The following is an 18,894-nucleotide window of genomic DNA, read 5'->3' as shown; positions in this document are numbered from 1 at the left end:
CTCTCATGATCGAAGTCAACAACGTCACGCGGATTCATCATCGAGGGGATACCGAAGTCCAAGCGTTACGGGGATTGAGTTGTGAGATCGCCGAGGGATCGTTCACATTCATCGTGGGACCATCGGGGAGTGGGAAAAGTACGTTACTGTATTTGCTCGGGGCACTCGACGAACCCACTTCGGGGGAGATTCGTGTCCGCGGACGTGTGCTCTCGGAGATGGAACCGGCCGAACGCGATGAATACCGCCGCACGGAAGTGGGATTCATCTTCCAAAGTTTCAATCTGATGAAAACGATGGACGCCGTCGAAAACGTATTGATGCCGTTCTTGCCACGTGGGATCACGTCCGAACTTCGCGAACGCGCTCGAACCCTGCTGAAGCAAGTCGGGCTGGAACATCGACTCGATCACACACCGAACCAACTGTCCGGCGGCGAACAGCAACGTGTCGCGATTGCCCGAGCACTGCTGAAAGACCCTCAAATCGTGCTCGCCGATGAACCGACCGGCGAACTTGATAGCCAAACCGGAGCCGAGATTTTCGGATACCTACGGAAACTCCACCGGGAACAGCAAGCCACCGTCGTCGTCGTGACACACGATCAACGGTACATCGAAGACGGCGATCGAGTGCTCCGTGTCCGCGATGGGAAGATCGACACACACGCGGAAAACCCGGTAAATACCGTCTAGAATGTCGGTTTTGTTCGTTTGTTCATCATTTTTGTCGCTCGACTTGGTGGGAAAACCCGTATAATGGGGCACCATGCGGCTTGAACAATTGATTGACCACTTTGAACATTCACCAGCAGTTCGCCTTCTGCGGGCTCAGAATGCGCCGTATGTCGTTCAATTTCTTTCCGATCAATTCCGAAGTGGCGGCCGAATTGTCATTCCCCATTCGGACCTGTTAGCGGCACTCCGGAGTTTTCAAGACTCAATTCCCAAAGCCTTCGGTGACAAAGCCGAAGTATACCTAGCGGATTGGTGCTCCAACGAAAAACGGTGGCTGAGACGGACGTTAGACTTCGACCGTTCCGAACCACATTATCAACTCACACCGGTAACGGAAGCCGTTTTCGAGTTCCTCGAACGTACCATGGACACCACGGGGAACTTTGTCGGACCGGAAACTCGATTGACCCATATCGTCGAGACCTTGGAAGAACTCGTGGTCGGCTCGTCGCCGGATCCCACCGTTCACATTGAACATCTCGAAGCCGAACGCGACCGGATCGACGAACAGATTCGGTATCTCAAAACTGCCGAGCAACCCGTCGAGTGGTCGGATAGCCGAATTCGAGAACAGTTCTCATGGGCGGTGACCGTGTTCAAGGAACTTCAGCGGGATTTCCGGGTTGTCGAAGAGCGTTTCCGGGAGATTGCCCGTGATGTGCAGCAGCGGCAAATCCAGGGGTGGGGGTCCCGCAGCGGGATTCTGGAAGATGCTCTCTCCGCTGAGGATTCGCTCCGCCAGGACGAACACGGAGCCAGTTTCTTCGCGTTTTTTCGCCTGATCCAAACGCCGGACCAGCAAGAACGATTGCGTTCGCTCGTGGGCGAATTGAAACGCATGCCAAGTTTGGCCGACGCGAAGCACGAAGTGGAAACGCTGCGGCAAATCGTGCCGGTGTTGCTCGCGGAAGCCAACCAGGTCATGCAGACCGAGCGACGTTTGTCAGCGAGTCTCCGGCGACTGCTCGATCAACGTAGCGGCCGTGAACACCAGCAGCTCACGGAGTTGTTGCAGGAGATCAAAGGTTTGGTGGTCGAACTCAAAGACGAGCCGCTCGAAGACGTGTTCTATCTGGAAATCGACGAGTCGATCCCACTGTCTTCACCCACCAGTCGCATGTTCTGGACGCCACCGCCGACATTTGAAGTCGTCGATTTGGTCGATTCCGTGCTTGACTCGCAGGCGGTGCAAAAGCAGTTTGAATCGTTCACGCGGATGCAACGTATTGATTTCGCAGCTCTGCGGCAGACGATTCGGCAAACCGTCAAAGATGACGGTCCCACCACACTCGCGGAATTGTTGGTTGAGCATCCTCCGACTGGTGGTGTGTTGGACGTGTTGGCGTACCTGCAAATCGCCAATGACGACGGGCATACGATCGATTCGGAAAGCTCCGAAGACGTGGTGATCCAATTACCGGAAATTAATCGTCCTGTGAAGATCACCGTGCCGGAAGTCACCTTCGTTTCGCATAAGGAGTGGGATTAGTCATGGAGCCGGAAATTGAACTTCCCGCGTTTCGCGATTGGAATTTGGCTGCCGCGAAGCTGTTGCAAGGGCCGGTCTATCACGACGATCTCCCTGCCTGGGATGCCCTGCTCCGTCATCAGTCTCCATTGCAGAACTACCTAATCGCTTTGGGACTACGGCTGGTCGTGAATGAATCAGAAGGCTTTGCGTACGTGCGTCAGTGGGAAGCCGACGACGATGGCGATCTTCCCACCGGTTACGACAAGCTGCCGAAACTCTTTCGACGGACCCGGCTCAGTTATGATGCCACACTGTTGTGCGTGATACTCCGTGAGGAACTGCGGCGACTTGAGATCGAAGATCTTGACGGCGAACGCTGCCTGATTGCCACGGATCGAGTCTTTGACATTTGGAAATCATTCTTCACGCACGAATCGGACGAAGTTCGGCTGTCGCGGTCGCTCGAAACTTCGTTGAGCAAACTGGAAGACCTCAAGTTCATTCGCCGGTTGGATAAAGATGCGAATGAGTGGGAAATTCGGCGGATACTCAAAGCGCGGTTGTCGGTTGCGGAACTCGAAAAAATAAAAGCCCGGTTGCTGGCGGTTCAAGATCAGAAGGAGATCGAACGCGATCATGGTGATGACTAAAACAGAGGAACATCAAGTCGGCACACAACTCGGATATCGTCTCCATCATCTCGAACTGACCAACTGGGGAACCTTCGACAGCACCTCGGCGGCGAGTCGTGGATTGGTCTACCGCTTGGAACCCGACGGTCAAACGGGGCTTTTAATCGGTGAGAACGGCTCGGGAAAATCCACCTTGGTCGATGCCCTACTCACGCTTCTGGTTCGCCCAGCGGTTCGGAATTACAACGTCGCCGCCGGAGCCAAAAAGCGGGAACGCGACGAACGCACCTATATTCGCGGAGCGTACGATCGTCGCAGTCGTAGCGAAGACGGTGGCAGCGATGTGCAGTTCCTCCGACCCGACGGCAAACACTATTCCGTGCTGCTCGCATGCTTTCGGAATGCCCAATCCGAACGGGCCATCTCGATTGCTCAGGTCATGCACCTGAACGCTGACGGTCGCGTGGAAAAGATTTACTGCTTTGCGGATGCGGAAAAGTCGATTGCGACCGATTGCTCGGGGTTGAAGTCCAGTGGCAAGAAACTCCCGCTGCAACTGCAAGAACGCGGTTTTCGCACTACTCGGAATTTCAGTGAGTATCAGACTTGGTTTCAGAAAGCGACCGGGTTGCAACCGAAGGCGATGGACACCTTCAATCAGACCGTCGCCGTGAAAGACATCGAGCGGCTCAGCGATTTCATTCGCAACCACATGCTCGAACCCTCGCTGCATGGGGATCAGATCGACAAACTTCTCACGCACTACGATTTACTCGATCAGACTCACCAAAGTTTGATGCGTGTCCGCCAGCAAGCCGAACTTCTCGAACCCATCGAGGAACACGGCTCAAAATGGCGACGGCACACAATGCAACTCCACGATTTGCAGGAGATGATCGACGCCTCCAATCACTTCTTTCTCAAAAAGACCATCGAGGTCTTCGAACCGGCGGCCGCGGAACGACAACGGGAACTCGAATCGTTGCGACAGCAGAAAGAGGAGTTGGCTCAGTCGATTCGCGACGTGCAAGACGACGCCCGGCGATTGCAGAACCAAATCGAAAATGCTGGCAGTGATCGTCTTCGTGAAATCCCGTTTCTGGTGCGGTCGCATCGGTTGCAAGCCGACCGTGTGCGGGAAGCCAATCAAAAGTTTCATGCATCGCTCCAACGCATTGGTGTGATTGAGACTGTGTCCAACGCCGAGCAGTGGTCTTCCATTCAGAAACAGCTTCCCGGCATCAAAACCGAAACCGAACAACGATTAAGTCGGTCCAATGTCGACTACGAACAGCTCGTTCTGAAGCGAGCTGAAATTCGACGCCAAATGTCGGACATTCAATCCGAAGTCTCGGGAATGGACAGCCGTCGTGAGAACCTGCCGCTTGGTTTGGTGGAACTCCGGCAGCGAATTTGTGACGACCTCGGTTTGCCGATCGATGAATTGCGTTTCGCTGGGGAGTTAATGCGTGTCGCCGAAACCGAATCTGCATGGGAACCGAGCATCGAACTAGTTCTGCGGAGTTTCGCGTTAAGTTTGCTCGTTCCTGATCGGCACTACCGCACCGTCAGTAGTTACATCAACCAGAGGCGTCTTCGAAACTCCGCAGGTGCCGGACAACGGCTCGTTTATCTGCGAGTTGAACCGACACGCAGCTTGAAAACCGAACGGATTCCCAATGCAAAATCCCTGATCCGCAAACTCGAATTTCGCGAGGGGCATTCTCTGTTGCCTTGGTTGAAGGCTGAGTTGAAAAGCCGATTTGATTACCGCTGTTGCGATTCCATTGATGAATTCCAAGCCGCGTCGGGATTGGCGGTCACACAGGATCGGCACATCAAATCGGGTTCGGTTCGTCATACGAAAGACGATCGCAATTGGTCGGTCGATCGGCAGCGGTTCGTGCTCGGCTGGGACAACCGCGAGAAGCGGGTCTCATTGGTTGGCAGCATCGAAGAACTGGCATCCCAAGAGCAGGAACTAAATCGCCAGATCGCGGATATCGAATCGCAACGAACCAGTGATCGGTTGACACTCGCCGCCCTCACCGAGTTGCAAACGATTTACGATTTCCAAACGATCGATCCGACTGCTCACGACGACGCCATTCAACAACTCGAAGAAGAGCGTCAATCTCTGGAAAGCGGTAGTCATGAGGTCCGCTTGTTGCGGGATCGGTTGACCGAGTTGACCGACCGCGAGCATGCTCTCACCCGGCAGCGGGATGCGTTGAGCGTGCGGGAAGGTGAGTTGTCGCTCGAATGTCGGCAAGCCGATCAATTGATCGAAAATGCATATCGGCAATTGAAATCTCAGGACGAGTCCGAGTTCTCTCAGACGGCGTTGACGCACCTCGAAGAAGAAGTCGAGTCGGACCCGTTAACGGTGGAGAACTTCTTCACCCGCCGCGATGACCTGCAAAAACTGCAACTGTCCAACCGCCAGGAACTGCAAGAAGAACTCGAACCGATTCACGATGAGTTGGTGCGAATGATGGCGCGGTATCTGGCGAAATTTCCGCAAGAACGAGCGGACCTGCAGCCGTCGGCTCGGTATTTAGACCAGTTCAACGAGTTGCTCACATCGATCCGAGAGGAAGACCTGCCTCGGCATGAGGAACGCTTTCGTGGGCGACTCAATGACAAAGTCACGCGCGAACTAAGCCAACTGAACGCGGGTTTGCAGATGGAACGGGCGGCGATCGAGGGAAAGATTGACTTGCTGAATCAGTCGCTCCGCGAGTTGGAATACCGCACCGGCACGCACATGCAACTCGAAATGCGAAGCGTCCGTGATCCAGAAATCATCGAGTTTCAACAGACGCTCGCCGCCTGTCTGACCGATGCGTTCGACGACGATGCGAACGCAAACGAACGACGGTTCCTGAAGATCAAGGAACTCATTTCCCGATTGCGTGAAGAGGACCGATGGCGAAACAAAGTCATCGATGTGCGGCGTTGGTTCGACTTTGCAGCGCGGGAAACCGAGACCGAAACCGGGGCCGAACGCAGTTACTATGAAGACAGCACCGGCCAGTCCGGCGGGGAGAAAGCCAAACTCGCGTTCACGATTTTGGTGGCGTCGATCGCGTACCAGTACAACATCGATCCGTCCGCCGAAACGAGCGATCGGTTTCATTTTGTCGTCGTTGATGAAATGTTTTCAAAGGTCGACGACCGCTATTCTCAGTACGCGTTGAATTTGTTCGATCGGTTCGGTTTGCAACTTCTGATCGTCGCGCCGTTGGATGCGAAAGCTCGGGTGACGGATGGGTTCGTGAATCGGTATTTCCTGGTCACGAAAGATCAAGCCAGTCATTCACAGATTCACGCCATGACCGCCACCGAGTTTGATTCGCAGGTGCAACGCGATGTGATCGAGTCCGATTCTCGCTCTGCCACCGAACGCCTCCGGCGGCGACCGCGGTAGACACCAGTTCCGCATTCACCATACACGCTTGAGGTCGGGCCCGAATGAGGGCTACGATACACGAGATTGATCTTCGATTTTCTTGGGAATCTCGCATGCGTTGGGTTTGGCTCTCGGTGTTCTTGTGGCTGTTCGCATTTTCGGGGAGCGTCACGTTCGGTCAGGATGACGCACCGGCATCCGATGCCGAAAGCGAAAAACCAAATGCGGACGACGATGAAGAAAAACTGCCGCTCTACAGTGAAATGAAACTTCCGACCGCAGCGGAGTTTCTCTCGGAAACCCCGAAGGATTGGGTTCACCTCGAGACCGATGAAGTCATCGTCTCTGAACCCATCTATCCACGACCGGACACCATCGAAGAGCTGAAACGGCAGCAAGAGAAGATCAAGCAGGAGCGGGCCCGAACCAAACAGGAACGTGCCGACCGCGCGAAGCGATTGGAGGAATTGGAGTATGTGACCATCATTCTTCCTGATGGTGGTGAGGCACCGGAGTTCCGGTTGCATCCGCGTCACATTCAAGAAATCATCCATCACGAAGACCTTGTTCTGCGTCGAATCGACAAACTCATCAGCGAAAAGAACAGTAAGGACGCGTACAATTTGCTTGCGCATCTCGATCGTCGCGATCCAAACTGGGAAGGTTTGCAACGTCGGCATGATGGGGTGTTGCTCTTGGAAGCCAAACTCAAGTACGAAGCCGGCGAACCGGAATTGGCGTTGGTCTACCTTGAGGAGTTGTTCGATCGTGACCCACGTTTTCCAAACCTTAAAGAGCAACTGGGTGAGGCAACGGAAAGTCTGGTCAAGGCTGCGGTCGACAAAGACGATTTTCGCAAGGCACGTCACTACGTCGGTCGGCTGCATCGGCTCAATCCCGATCATCCTGTTGTGAAAGATTGGGAAGCGGATTTGCAAAAGCAAACAAGCGAGTTGTTCCCAGCGATCGAAGCCAAACAGGAAGCGGGCGATTATTCGCAGGCGGTGACCCTCGTTGAAGAAGCCGCACAAATCTGGCCACGAACGCCGGGTTTGCCAGCGTTGTATGGCAAATTGCAATCCCGCTGGCAACGTCTCACGGTCGGTGTCCGGCAACTTCCGGGAGAGTCGCCCGCTTACTTTCTACCGACACAAGCCGATCGCCGAGCCAATTACCTGAAGCGGTTGATGCTGTTCGAATTGGGACGCTTCGAGGAGCAACCCCAGTATGGAACTCGGTTCTTCGAACAATGGGAACCAACCGATTTGGGGCGGCGGATTGCGTTTCGGTTGCGTCCGCAAATGGCCACTTGGGAAAGTCGGGAGCCGGTGACCGCGCCACGTTTGGCGGATGCCCTGAGTCGGCGACTCGATCCCCAATCGTCGGCTTACGACGAACGGTTTGCAGACTACGTCGATTCCATCCGGATTCGCTCTCCGTTGGAGTTCGAAATCGCTTTGGCTCGTGTACCGTTGCGGATCGAGCCATTGTTCCATTTCCCACTTCCGGCGAGCCCAATCGATGAGGATCGCGAGTTCCTGTCTCGGCGTTTTGTCGAAGTTGAACGGAATGAGAATCTTGTTCGGTATCAGCGAGCCGTTCCGCAAAGCGATCTTCCATCGGACGCATATCGTGTGGCGGAAGTCGTCGAGAAGAAGTACACAGATGAGAACGAAGCCGTCCGCGATTTGGTTCGAGGCAACTTAACGATGCTCGCGCCCACACGGCATCAAGACTTGAACCGGTTGAATGCGACGAGCGAATTTGTTGTGGTTCCGATGGCGTTGCTGGTGACACATGTCTTGCAGTTCAATCCGCTTAGCAAACCGCTGCAACGTCGCGAACTTCGACGAGCATTGGCGTACTCAATTGGACGGCCACAGATTTTGCAAGACGTGTTTCTCGCCGGAGCCGACGCAAGACACGGCCGGATCGTTTCCGCGCCGTTTCCATCTGCACATACGGCTTACAATTCGTTGGTCGAACCACGAACCCAGGATTTGACGTTGGCGGTCGCGTTACGCTTGGCAGCGAAGAAGGCTATGAAGCAAGAGTTGCCCAAGCTCAAGATGATTTGCGAACCCGACGCCAACATTCGGAAGGCGGCCGAAATCTTGGTAGCCGATTGGAAGCGTACGGGAATCAATGTGGAACTGATTGATCCCAGTCAGCCGGTGCGACAGGATTCGCTCGATTGGGATATCGTTTATCGCACGGCATCCATTGCTGATCCACTCACAGAGTTGTGGCCATTCGTGACGCTCGATGAGCATGTGCGAGTTTCCTCATTGAAACATTTGCCGGATTGGCTGCGACGGGAGTTCTTGGAATTGGATACGGTGTCTGATCGGCAAACGGCACTCGCTCGGTTGCGTCGAATGCACCGCTTGCTGCAATCGGAAGTGTTGATCATCCCACTTTGGGAGATTGACGAATTTCTGGCATTCCGTCGCGATGTGCAAGGCTTCCTGCCGTCCCCGCTCACGCCGTATCAGAACATTGAACAATGGACGATTCGCCGCAAACTACCGGCCGCTTGGCCTGATTGACGGCATCTCAGACCCTTCTTGTGTGATTTCATGCTGACGAACTCTTTGAGATATCTCTGCCTGCTCACGCTGTGCGTCGCGCTGCCTGTGCACGCCGCCGACGTCGAGCGATTCGAAAAGATTCCGTACACTGGCTTCGTCGATGTGTTCTTTTCGGGCTCGCGTGACTTGGTTCCGTCGGTCGCATCGGACGTGTTGGCGGAATTGCAGGACCGAGTCGACGAGAACGTTGGAAACTCGTGGAACGCGACTGTTTCGTCCAAGAAACTTCCGATGTTCGCCAGCCGATCGGGGTTGCAGCGAATGGACGTTGCAACGGCATTGTCGATGCAGGGCGAAAAAACCGATCAATTCGAGAAGCGTTTTTTCGTGGGAATCGCTCGTTCGAAAGCAGCCTGGGAAATCTCCGTTCGTGAATGGGACACCCTCTCGCAAACATTGGGGCCAACCAAGTCAGCGAGTGTGCGGGATTTGTCGGCCAGTCCACCGGTCATTTACGATCTCATGGGGGACGTGTTTCGTCCCATCGTGGAACTTGGGGAAGTCGATCTGGGAACTCGCGCGGTCGCATTCACCTTGAAAGCGGGGGCGTTCACCCCTCCGGAAATGATCGAGGATTCCACGACCGATCCGCTTCGAGCGCAGGTGCATCCCAATGACGTGATCTTGCCATTCATTCAATACCGCAACCGGGATGGTTCGTTGCGGAAGAACCAGTTTCTACCGTGGACTTATCTCGTGGTGGATGGTGTCGAGCGTGGTCGCGGGGTGAGCCATTTCGTTTCCGGAATTCGCGTGCCGTTGGGCAGTGCCCAGAGTAAACGTGTTCGCACCTACGGTTTGGCGGTGAAGCCGTTGTTTCCGCAATCGGCGTTGCAACTTCGGCTACGACGAAACAACGATCGTCGATTGGCTGCCCACGATGTGACTGTCGCGACCTCCGCCAGACTTGCGACCGAACCGGAGACGAAACTTGCGGACTTGTTTACCGACCGCAGCGGAACGGTCGAGATTCCCGTTTTTCAAGCGGCTCGGATCGTGTGGATTTACATCAAGAGCGGCCAACAACTTCTCGCGAAACTGCCCTATGCACCCGGTTTGGAAGAGTTCGCAACCGTCGATTTGCCGGATGACGGTGTGCGTTTGGAAGTTGAGGGGGATATCGATCAGCTGAAAAGCCGACTCGTCGATGTCGTCGCTCGTCGTGCGGCGGCGACCATTCGGGCACGAGCACTCGCCAAAGCGAACAATTGGAAAGGCGTCGATCGTGAATTGAAGACGCTGCAAGAATTGCCCACCCGGGCCGATTTGCAAGCCGACCTCACGCAAATTCGCCTTCCACGTCTGGAACGGGCCCGCAAGCAACGCAACAATGTGGCCGTCCGAAAAATCCAAAAGCAATGCGATGAAATTAGCCTGTTGATCGATCGCTATCTCGACCCGCAGAAAGTCCGAGAATTCGTCGAAGAGATCAACGGCTTGCGACCAGAGTAGTGACCGCGCGGACTTGTGGACGGGTGGCATCCGTTGTGGGCGATCTGTTACCTTTGGCGAGCGAATTTGGTTTATCGCCGGAGAATGTCTTGATGAAGTCGCGCTCTTGTTGTTGGTCGGTTTTCTATTGCGGGGTTGGTCTTCTCCTGACTGGAGCAGTCTTCGCTCAGTCACCAGAATTGATCGCCCCAACCAAGCCACTTTCACCAGCGGAGCAACGTAAGAAGTTTCATCTCCCACCCGGTTTCGAGATTCAATTGGTGGCCAGTGAGCCGACGATTGGGCAGCCGATGAATCTCAATTTCGATGCTGCCGGTCGGTTGTGGGTCACGCACTCGGTCGAGTACCCCTACCCCGTGGAGATGCCCGGTGTCGAGCCGCGAGACGCCCGTTTCGGCAAACCGGGGACACCCCCACCCCGCGATCGGCTGACGATCTTTTCCGGCATCGGCACCGATGGCCAACCGAAGAAGCATTCGGTTTTCGCGACGAAGTTGAACATCCCGATTGGTAACGTTCCCGTCGATGACGGTGCGATTGTCTTCAGCATCCCGAACATTTGGTTCTGCCCGGATGCCGATGGCAACCTCAATGCGGACTCGCGGAAGAAACTTTATGGCCAGTTCGGCAACGTCGACACGCACGGCATGGCAAACAGTTTTACACGGTGGATCGACGGTTGGATCTACGGATGTCACGGGTTTCGGAACACGTCGCGAATTACGGATGGTGAGGGTCTCGTCACCGAAATGAATTCCGGCAACACGTACCGCTTTCGCGAAGACGGTTCGAAGTTCGAGCAATGGACGTGGGGGCAGGTGAATCCGTTCGGCTTGACGTTCGACGAATTCGGCAACATCTACACCGCCGATTGCCATTCCAAACCGCTCACGCAACTGATTCGCGGGGCGTACTATTCGAGTTTCGGCAAGCCGCACGATGGGCTGGGGTTTGGGCCCGACATGATCAATCACAATCATGGTTCAACCGGGATTTGTGGACCGGCGTTTTATGCCGCCGATCAATTCCCCAAGGACTATCGGCAGAATTTGTTTCTCTGCAACCCGGTGACGGGACGGGTTCACCGCGATAAGTTGAAGTGGCATGGTTCCACGCCCGAAGTTGACACGCAACCCGATTTCATCACCTGCGATGATCCGTGGTTTCGGCCCGTCGATTGCCAAGTGGGACCCGATGGAGCGTTGTATGTGGCCGACTTCTACAACGCGATCATTGGTCATTACGAGGTTCCGCTTAACAACCCTCGGCGGGACCGCACACACGGTCGCGTTTGGCGAATCGTGTACACCGGTGAGAATGCTGAGCCGTTGACGAGTGACTCAAGTTTGAAGAAAGGTCTTCCGCACCTCTGGCAAGAACTGGCCGGGGCGAATTTGGTGAGACGCACGCTCGCCACCAACGAGATCGTTGGAGTTCACGCAAGCGAGGCCGTTCCGTTTGTGCAAGCACGAATCCTCACGGCGATGTCACCGACCCAACGTGCCCATGCCGCCTGGATTCTTTTTCGGCTTGATGGTCTGACGAAGGAAATTCGGAGTCGATTGGCCAACGATCCGTCGGAAATCGTGCGGACACACTTGGCGAGAATTTTGGCAGAGACAACGGATTGGGACGACTCAGTTCGTTCGTTGGCCCGTCAATTGTTGCGGGACGAGAATCCGCATGTGCAACGAGCGGCGGCGGAAGCGATGGGAAGACACCCGCATCTTCAAAATTTCCGACCGCTTCACGAGTCATTGTTGGGAGCATCGCCGACGGATACTCATCTCGTGCATGCAATTCGAATTGCCTTGCGGAATCAGCTTCAGCAAGACGACATCAGCACTGCACTGTTGAACGATGGCAATGTCGGAGAGGACTTGCTCATTGCGGAACTGTGTTTCGCCGTGCCGTCGCAACCTGCAACGCGATTGATCGCACGACATTTGAAAGCCGTGCCAGACTCGGAACTCAATTTAAACACGGCATTGCAGCAAATCGCTCGGTATGGAGATCCTGAAACGTTGGCAGGTTTGCAACCCGTGATTCAACAACGGTTCGCCGATTGGCCGAGCAAGCAATATCAACATCTGATTGCGATTCACGACGGACTTCGGAATACCGGCCGCAAGGTCGATCATCGGCTGCGAGATTGGGCACTCGAACTGGCAACCAGGGTTTTGCAGCAACCAAAACCAATCGTCTGGAGACGGCTGCCACCATCGAAAGAACGAACGACAGAAAACGGGTGGCCGATCGGTCATCGTCCGTCGTCGGACAACCAACCGGCGACGTTGCTGAGTAGTTTTCCGTTGGGCGAGCAGTATACCGGACGATTGCGGTCGACTGTGTTTACGATGCCCGAGACGCTCGAATTCTTTCTCGCCGGACACCGTGGGTTTCCCGATCGCAAAGCTCACGACAAGAACTACATTCAGTTGCGTGACGCTCAGATGGACGTTGTCTTGGAGCGGGCTTTCCCACCTCGCAATGATACGGCTCAGAAGGTCGTTTGGTCGTCTCAAGACGTGGTTGGCAAACGGGTCTACTTGGAGATCGTCGATGGTGATGATGCTTCCGCATATGCCTGGTTGGCTGCCGGTCGATTCTCGTGGGAACCTCTGAATCCGACCGAAAACGAAGCGTCTGTTTCCGTGGTGGAGTTAACTCGGCGGTTTCGGCTCGAAGAAATGGTGCCATCGGCTCGGGCCGTCCTTCGCGACGACACCCGACGCGTGGACGAGCAGGTACGGGCGGCACGCGTTTTGTTGGCGTTGCATCCGGACTCACGATGGTCGGCGTTGCTGAGTGTGGTTGGAAGCCCGCAGGTTTCGGAGGAGTTGCGAACGGAAATTCTCAACCGATTCTTGGACTCGGATGAACATCAGTCTGCCAGTGATGATGTGGAGAGGCTGCTGAAACTGGCCATGCAATTGGCGTCGGGGACTCGACAACGCGAATTGGCGGAAACGCTGACTGCGGACGCGAACGGCACGAAAACACTGTTGGACTTGGTGGCCGACGGTCGGGCGTCGCCGCGTCTATTGGTTCGTCCGGAAGTTCGTCAGAAGATTTTGGCACACAAAAACAACGATTTCGCGGAGCGACTGCAATCGCTCATCAAGCGAGTTCCGAAAGAAGATGAGCGGTTGGTCGGTGTCATTGCGGACCGTGCTCGTGGATTCCAGGAAGCGACACCGGATGCCAAGCACGGTGCGGAAGTCTTTCGCAAGAACTGTGCGGCTTGCCATCGGATCGGCCAAGAGGGGGCGTTGATCGGTCCGCAATTGGACGGCGTGGGAATTCGAGGGGTGACGCGTCTACTTGAAGATATTCTCGACCCCAATCGCAATGTCGATGCCGCCTTCCGAAGTGAAACGCTGGCATTGGACTCCGGACAAATTCGCACCGGGTTATTTCGCCGCACCGAGGATGCAACTCTGATATTTGCCGATAACAAAGGAAAAGAGTTTTCCGTGCGGAAGTCGGAAATTCTGGAACGGGTTCGGTCGCAGTTGTCGTTGATGCCAAGCAACTGGGAGGAAAGTCTCACTCCTACCGATCTCAATGATTTGTTAGGGTATCTTTTAGAACAACGGGCTAAGCCCACGATTTCGAGTCCGTCAGTGGAGCGGTGAGAATTCAAAACACCTGGAACGGTCTGTGAGAGATGACAAATCCCGGCGAGATTCAGCAGATCGAACAACTGCTGGTCCAGAAATACAACTACCCGACGATGTTGGCCACTGAGGCCGCTAAACGAGCCTCCGAAGCGGTCGCAATGCAGCCAGGATCCGCAACGCCCGTTGCGTCTGCGAAGCCAGCTACTCCGTCAAAACCGGTTGTCGAACGCCGTCTGCCAAGTATTGCCGACGAAGACGACACGCCGACACTCGCTGCCGTGCAAGAACACCCATCGGGTGGGAAATCGGGGACGGAACACCAAGCAGCGGTGATTGTGGAGTTGCTGCGAGACAAATACGGCTATCCCGCGGAATGGGCGATGCCGGCTGCTTGGCGTGCGAAAATGGCGTTGCAAACTGTCGCTGACCAAGAGGCCGACGCACCGGACGTACCATCCCAACCGGCGATGGATGACGTGATTCGGAAAGGTCCGGTTCCGAGTCCCGCTGAACCTCCTGAGACATCCGCGGAAGATCCCCCATCGACGGCGTCCTATGCCGCATCCGAAGGTGCAAAAAAGGAAGTCGCAACTTCCAAACCAAAACCAACAGGACGAATTCTGCTCATTGCATGTCCGCGATGTGGGTTCCCGCTGAAGCTTCCAGAAGCGATGTTCGAGCAGATGAAGGGACGAAAGGCTCGGTGTCCGGAATGCGAAGTGAAATTCCTGCTGCCGGAATCCCTCGGTTAGACTGTGCTATGGTTTTCTGTTTCGATGAGGGGTGGAAAATGTCTTTAGCTTCTCACTTCCGCGAAGCTGGACCCGATACGGTTAAAAGTCAATCGCTCTTGCGAATGCAGCAGAAAAGTCTTCCGCCGCGTGATATGTGAATAATGGGGAGGCGGCATGATACGACGGGAATGCGACTCCGATTGGTTGTTGATTTCACAGATTGATCATGCTCGCTTAGCCGAGTCGTTGGCAGTCGCATGGGGGAATGCAAAAGTTCCTCGTCTTCCCGAACGAGCCAACTTGATCCCCGCCGTCCGTGATCACGATGAGGGATGGCTGGACTGGGAACAGGCTCCCACCGTCGACGAGACCATCGGGCGACCATTGAATTTCACGGAAATGCCCATGGCCGTCTCGACACGCATCTGGGAAAAAAGCATTGCGATTTGCCATTCGGGGCGGCAATCGAGTGTGCCGGTGTTGCAAGAATTTGCCAGCTTCTTGCAGGGACGCGGTCTGCGAATGACGCACGAACGCACGATTGTCGCGGAAGAAATTTTCTCGACCCACGACGCATTCGATGCCGAGTTGATGTGGCACCGTCTGCCGACACGCGACGATGCCACAAAGATCTCCCGGTCGACCGCTTTCCGAACAATTGCATTGATGCTGGAAGCCGGGTTGATCGAGCGAATGTCACTTGGCGGTGCCGCCGACGGGTATCGACAGACGCGGAAGATTGATCAAGGCTCCGTCTGGGGCGGGTTGTGGGTCAGTCGACATTTCACCGCTCTGGCAGAGTCTGCGATCGAGAGTCGAAAAGACGAACTAACGGAGTTCACGGCAGCATCTGAATTTCGGAATCGACAACTCGAAACGCAACGCCGATATCGGGAGGAACTTGGCGATTCGGAATGGCGACATGATATCGAAGACGATGGGTTCCGCTGGCTGCAATTCTTCGATCGGTTGAGTCTATTGTTGTGCATGGGGCGAGTGTCGAAAACGGAGGAGCTGACGCTGCCCGAAGGAAGTTCACTCCATATGACACCACTGAACGAAGTCGAATTTGCGATGTCGCCGTATCCCTTCGATCAGGACCCATGCACGGTTTCGGTCACGGCCCGACGCGTTCGCGCGGATCGTTATACCACTCAAGAATTCCGTGACGTTCTGCGAAAGTCGTCCACAGATCGACTCGAATGGAGACTTGTTCGGTGGTAGCGGTGTCGGAAGTGGGGTTTTTCCAACGGATAACCGACCAAACGCTGTTCCCAGCTTGACAAGGTTTCGCGTGTCGAAAACAATTCCCGCTCGCATTCAATGCAATCGTTTTAGACATGAAGTCATCGGACTCGAAAATCGAGTTCGTTAGTTATTCAGTTCATCGAGTCAGGCAGCACGAGGAAGCATCATGAGTGGACCGATCATTCGAGTCGGCGCGAATCCCGAGTTTTCAGAAGGTTGGGATCGCATCTTCGGTGGTGAGAACAGTAAATCGACCACCAAGAAAACCAAGAAGAAATCTCCCGCGAAAAAGACAAGTGCCAAGAAGACAACCGCCAAGAAAACGACGGTCAAGAAATCCTCGGCCAAGAAGTCACCGAAGAAGAAATCAACCACTGCGAAAAAGTCGGCTCCGAAAGCCAAGGCGAAATCCACGACGGCAAAGAAGTCGACGGCAGCCAAAAAGTCAACGACAGCGAAGAAGTCGACGGTCGCAAAAAAATCCGTCAAGAAGAAAGCCGGTGCCAAGAAGACCGCTAAGAAAAAGAAGAAGTAATCGATCGTTGTTCCCCTTGGCCCGGAAGTGTGGGCCATGAGCAACTCAATTTTGGGAACGACTCATCATGGGTGAAGCGGTCGCTACACAATCGTCACTCTCTGAGCGTCGCAGATGGACGTGCCTGGTGGGCTTGGCGGTCTGGGGGAGTTTTCTTCTGGTGTCGGCTTGGCAATCGCCAGTGCCGTCTGTGAATGAACCGCACTATCTTGCCCGCGCGAAGCACTTTTGGCAGCCGGAGTTCGCACCGAGCGACTTCTTTCTGAACTCGAGTGAAACACACTACGTGTTTTATCTCACCGTCGGTTGGCTCACGAAGTTCACTTCCTTTGCGACCGCCGCCTGGGTTGGTCGCGGTGTGGCGCTGGGATTGCTCGCGTTTGGTTGGACGAAGCTCTCGCGGAGTCTTGGGCTTGTTCGGTGGGCCCCGTTGTATGCAGCATGGCTATTCTTAGCCATGCAATCTGTGGGGAACTTCTCGGGTGAGTGGGTTGTCGGCGGTGTAGAAGGCAAAGTTTTCAGCTATGGATTGCTGTTTGCCGGCATCGCCCACTGGCTAGATTCACGGCTCTATCGCTGTGCGGTTTGTCTTGGTTTGGCAATCAGTTTTCATCCGGTTGTCGGAATCTGGGGAGTCATTTGCGGAGGGTTTGCGGAGTTGCTGCGTCGCATGGCGACGTGGAAGAACCCGTCCGTCGATGTCATACCGTGGTCGAAGATTCTCATCGCGATCGGTATTCTGACCGTCTGCGCGTTACCGGGAATCGTCCCTGCATTGCAAACTTTGGCGGACGCGACACCGAAGCAAACTCGGCAAGGCACTTACATTCATGTCTTCATTCGGCTGCGACACCATCTCGATCCCATGGAGATCCCGCTCGGTGCCTATCTCGGCTATGGTGTCTTGCTGGCGGTGTGGTTGCTAATTCGTCCTGAGACGGAACGCACGACGAACGATCGCTGGTGGACGAGTTTCGTGCTCGGCAGTGTGCTCATTGCGATCGTCGGAATCGGATTGGGTTGGGGACCGCGTCCGGCTCTTGAGATGCCATACTTCGAGTTTCGGCAATCGCTACTTAAATTCTATCCGTTTCGATTGGTGGATATCGCTTTGCCCATGGCGGTTTCACTGATGGCGGCCCGATTGGGAATGCGTTGGGTTTCCCAACCACTACGACGATTCGCGTTGTTCGCCATCGTTTTTGCGTACGCGGTTTTTCTGCCGTCGGCAAATCGCAACCCCAGTCGAATGAAACCCGAGCGATTGGCCGATTGGTTGGCAACGTGTGAGTGGGTTCGTGAGAACACTCCGACAGACGCCGTCTTTTATACGCCACGGAGCACTTGGGCGTTCAAGTGGTACGCCGAGCGGGCGGAGTATTTCGCGTACAAAGACATTCCACAGGACGCAGTCAATGTTGTGGAGTGGTTCCAACGGTCGAATGAAGAACTTCGGGATGTGCTGAGGAAACCGAATCGTGGCGGTCTGACGCATGTCATCTTCGAGACCGACCAGGAGATGTCCGTGAAACCCCTGTTTCAACGCGGCCGCTACCAGGTGTTTCGGCTAGACGACTTGCTCAAATGATGGTGCTTCCGGCGACTCCGGAATCGTGTTGACCCACTGGGTTAGCCATGAAGTGAGCCAATAGAACGGTAGCGTGTCGAGCAGTGCAAAAACCACTTTGAAGACGTAGCCGGAAAAGATGTACGTCCAAAGTTGCGGCCAAACGGGTTGGTTTGCGTCCATCGGCAGAATACCGGCGTAAAAGTGAGCGATCGTTAGCACGGCGAACGTATCAAGAAATTGGCTGACGAGAGTTGACCCGTTGTTCCGCAGCCAAAGATGCTTGCCGTCTGTGAGGTCTTTCCAGAAGTGGAATAAGTACACATCACAAAACTGAGCGATCAAATAGGCAATCATCGAACCAACCGTTCCCCCGAGCGTGGCTGCACGGATTTCAAAGAACAACGGCAGCCGACCAGCGACATCTTCGACGGGGGAATTCAAACCTGGCAGCACACCACCGAGCCAAATAATCAGGAGCAACCACAAGTTCGCAATGAAACCGACGATCACCACCCAAGTGGCTCGCCGTCGCCCGTAGACTTCGCTAATCAAGTCGGTGCACAGAAAGGTAATTGGATACGGCAGCACACCAATCGGAACCGATAGTGGGATTCTTAGCCCAGCGAGCGTGAAACTCATATCGAGAATTCGCGTGGCACCGAGAATGTTGAGCATCGTCATTGATGAAATAAAGATGCCCGCCAACGCGAGGAACGCCAATTCCGATCGGTCACGGTTGAGGTGTAATGTGGTGCGGGGTGTCATGGTCGTCAATCAGGATTGCATCAGGCGGCCGACCAAGCCAATCGGCCGCTGAACATGTCGAGTGCGTTCATCCTAGCGATCCCCGCGCGTAGAAGAAAAGCCCCGAAGCAAGTCGCTTCAGGGC

At 54.9% G+C, this 18,894-nt stretch carries 12 protein-coding genes; 11 read left to right on the top strand and 1 reads right to left on the bottom strand.

Annotation, left to right across the window (positions count from 1 at the left end):
• Window positions 1–5 precede the first annotated feature (5 nt).
• The 11 genes from G6R38_RS03995 (at window position 6) to G6R38_RS03945 (ending at window position 18,023) form a co-directional block, all read left to right on the top strand.
• A complete protein-coding gene (locus tag G6R38_RS03995) occupies window positions 6–695 on the top strand; it encodes an ABC transporter ATP-binding protein (RefSeq protein ID WP_166820366.1) in 690 nt (229 codons plus the stop codon).
• Window positions 696–768: 73 nt separating this feature from the next.
• A complete protein-coding gene (locus G6R38_RS03990) occupies window positions 769–2,226 on the top strand; it encodes a DUF3375 domain-containing protein (protein WP_166820365.1) in 1,458 nt (485 codons plus the stop codon).
• Between the two features lie 2 nt (window positions 2,227–2,228).
• Window positions 2,229–2,858 (top strand): DUF4194 domain-containing protein, encoded by a 630-nt coding sequence (locus tag G6R38_RS03985; RefSeq protein ID WP_166820364.1) that lies wholly within the window; start codon window positions 2,229–2,231, stop codon window positions 2,856–2,858.
• Window positions 2,845–6,270, top strand: a complete 3,426-nt coding sequence (locus G6R38_RS03980; protein ID WP_166820363.1) for an ATP-binding protein — start codon at window positions 2,845–2,847, stop codon at window positions 6,268–6,270. The genes G6R38_RS03985 and G6R38_RS03980 overlap by 14 nt, the downstream gene beginning before the upstream one ends.
• Before the next feature lie 95 nt (window positions 6,271–6,365).
• On the top strand, window positions 6,366–8,801 hold the full coding sequence (locus G6R38_RS03975) for an ABC transporter substrate-binding protein (RefSeq protein ID WP_166820362.1): 2,436 nt from the start codon (window positions 6,366–6,368) through the stop codon (window positions 8,799–8,801).
• A 30-nt stretch (window positions 8,802–8,831) separates the two neighbouring features.
• Window positions 8,832–10,295, top strand: a complete 1,464-nt coding sequence (locus G6R38_RS03970) for a hypothetical protein (protein WP_166820361.1) — start codon at window positions 8,832–8,834, stop codon at window positions 10,293–10,295.
• Between the two features lie 92 nt (window positions 10,296–10,387).
• Window positions 10,388–13,933, top strand: a complete 3,546-nt coding sequence (locus tag G6R38_RS03965; RefSeq protein ID WP_166820360.1) for a DUF7133 domain-containing protein — start codon at window positions 10,388–10,390, stop codon at window positions 13,931–13,933.
• 32 nt (window positions 13,934–13,965) lie between these two features.
• Window positions 13,966–14,670 (top strand): hypothetical protein, encoded by a 705-nt coding sequence (locus tag G6R38_RS03960; RefSeq protein WP_166820359.1) that lies wholly within the window; start codon window positions 13,966–13,968, stop codon window positions 14,668–14,670.
• Window positions 14,671–14,826: 156 nt separating this feature from the next.
• Entirely contained in the window at window positions 14,827–15,876 is a 1,050-nt protein-coding gene (locus G6R38_RS03955) for a DUF3891 family protein (RefSeq protein WP_166820358.1), read from the top strand.
• Between the two features lie 190 nt (window positions 15,877–16,066).
• Window positions 16,067–16,435 (top strand): RNA polymerase subunit sigma, encoded by a 369-nt coding sequence (locus G6R38_RS03950; protein WP_206028448.1) that lies wholly within the window; start codon window positions 16,067–16,069, stop codon window positions 16,433–16,435.
• Window positions 16,436–16,502: 67 nt separating this feature from the next.
• Window positions 16,503–18,023 (top strand): DUF6798 domain-containing protein, encoded by a 1,521-nt coding sequence (locus G6R38_RS03945; RefSeq protein ID WP_166820357.1) that lies wholly within the window; start codon window positions 16,503–16,505, stop codon window positions 18,021–18,023.
• Here G6R38_RS03945 and G6R38_RS03940 read toward each other — a convergent pair.
• Entirely contained in the window at window positions 18,003–18,770 is a 768-nt protein-coding gene (locus tag G6R38_RS03940; protein WP_166820356.1) for a queuosine precursor transporter, read from the bottom strand. The genes G6R38_RS03945 and G6R38_RS03940 overlap by 21 nt on opposite strands.
• Between the last annotated feature and the right edge of the window lie 124 nt (window positions 18,771–18,894).

It is taken from the genome of Thalassoroseus pseudoceratinae (assembly GCF_011634775.1).
Classification (GTDB): Bacteria; Planctomycetota; Planctomycetia; order Planctomycetales; family Planctomycetaceae; genus Thalassoroseus; species Thalassoroseus pseudoceratinae.
This window is presented reverse-complemented; position numbering and strand designations above follow the sequence as displayed.

Coding starts and splice junctions, on each gene's coding strand:
- G6R38_RS03995 (WP_166820366.1), top strand. CDS start 6: ATGATCGAAGTCAACAACGTCACGCGGATTCATCATCGAGGGGATACC.
- G6R38_RS03990 (WP_166820365.1), top strand. CDS start 769: ATGCGGCTTGAACAATTGATTGACCACTTTGAACATTCACCAGCAGTT.
- G6R38_RS03985 (WP_166820364.1), top strand. CDS start 2,229: ATGGAGCCGGAAATTGAACTTCCCGCGTTTCGCGATTGGAATTTGGCT.
- G6R38_RS03980 (WP_166820363.1), top strand. CDS start 2,845: ATGGTGATGACTAAAACAGAGGAACATCAAGTCGGCACACAACTCGGA.
- G6R38_RS03975 (WP_166820362.1), top strand. CDS start 6,366: ATGCGTTGGGTTTGGCTCTCGGTGTTCTTGTGGCTGTTCGCATTTTCG.
- G6R38_RS03970 (WP_166820361.1), top strand. CDS start 8,832: ATGCTGACGAACTCTTTGAGATATCTCTGCCTGCTCACGCTGTGCGTC.
- G6R38_RS03965 (WP_166820360.1), top strand. CDS start 10,388: ATGAAGTCGCGCTCTTGTTGTTGGTCGGTTTTCTATTGCGGGGTTGGT.
- G6R38_RS03960 (WP_166820359.1), top strand. CDS start 13,966: ATGACAAATCCCGGCGAGATTCAGCAGATCGAACAACTGCTGGTCCAG.
- G6R38_RS03955 (WP_166820358.1), top strand. CDS start 14,827: ATGATACGACGGGAATGCGACTCCGATTGGTTGTTGATTTCACAGATT.
- G6R38_RS03950 (WP_206028448.1), top strand. CDS start 16,067: ATGAGTGGACCGATCATTCGAGTCGGCGCGAATCCCGAGTTTTCAGAA.
- G6R38_RS03945 (WP_166820357.1), top strand. CDS start 16,503: ATGGGTGAAGCGGTCGCTACACAATCGTCACTCTCTGAGCGTCGCAGA.
- G6R38_RS03940 (WP_166820356.1), bottom strand. CDS start 18,770: ATGACACCCCGCACCACATTACACCTCAACCGTGACCGATCGGAATTG.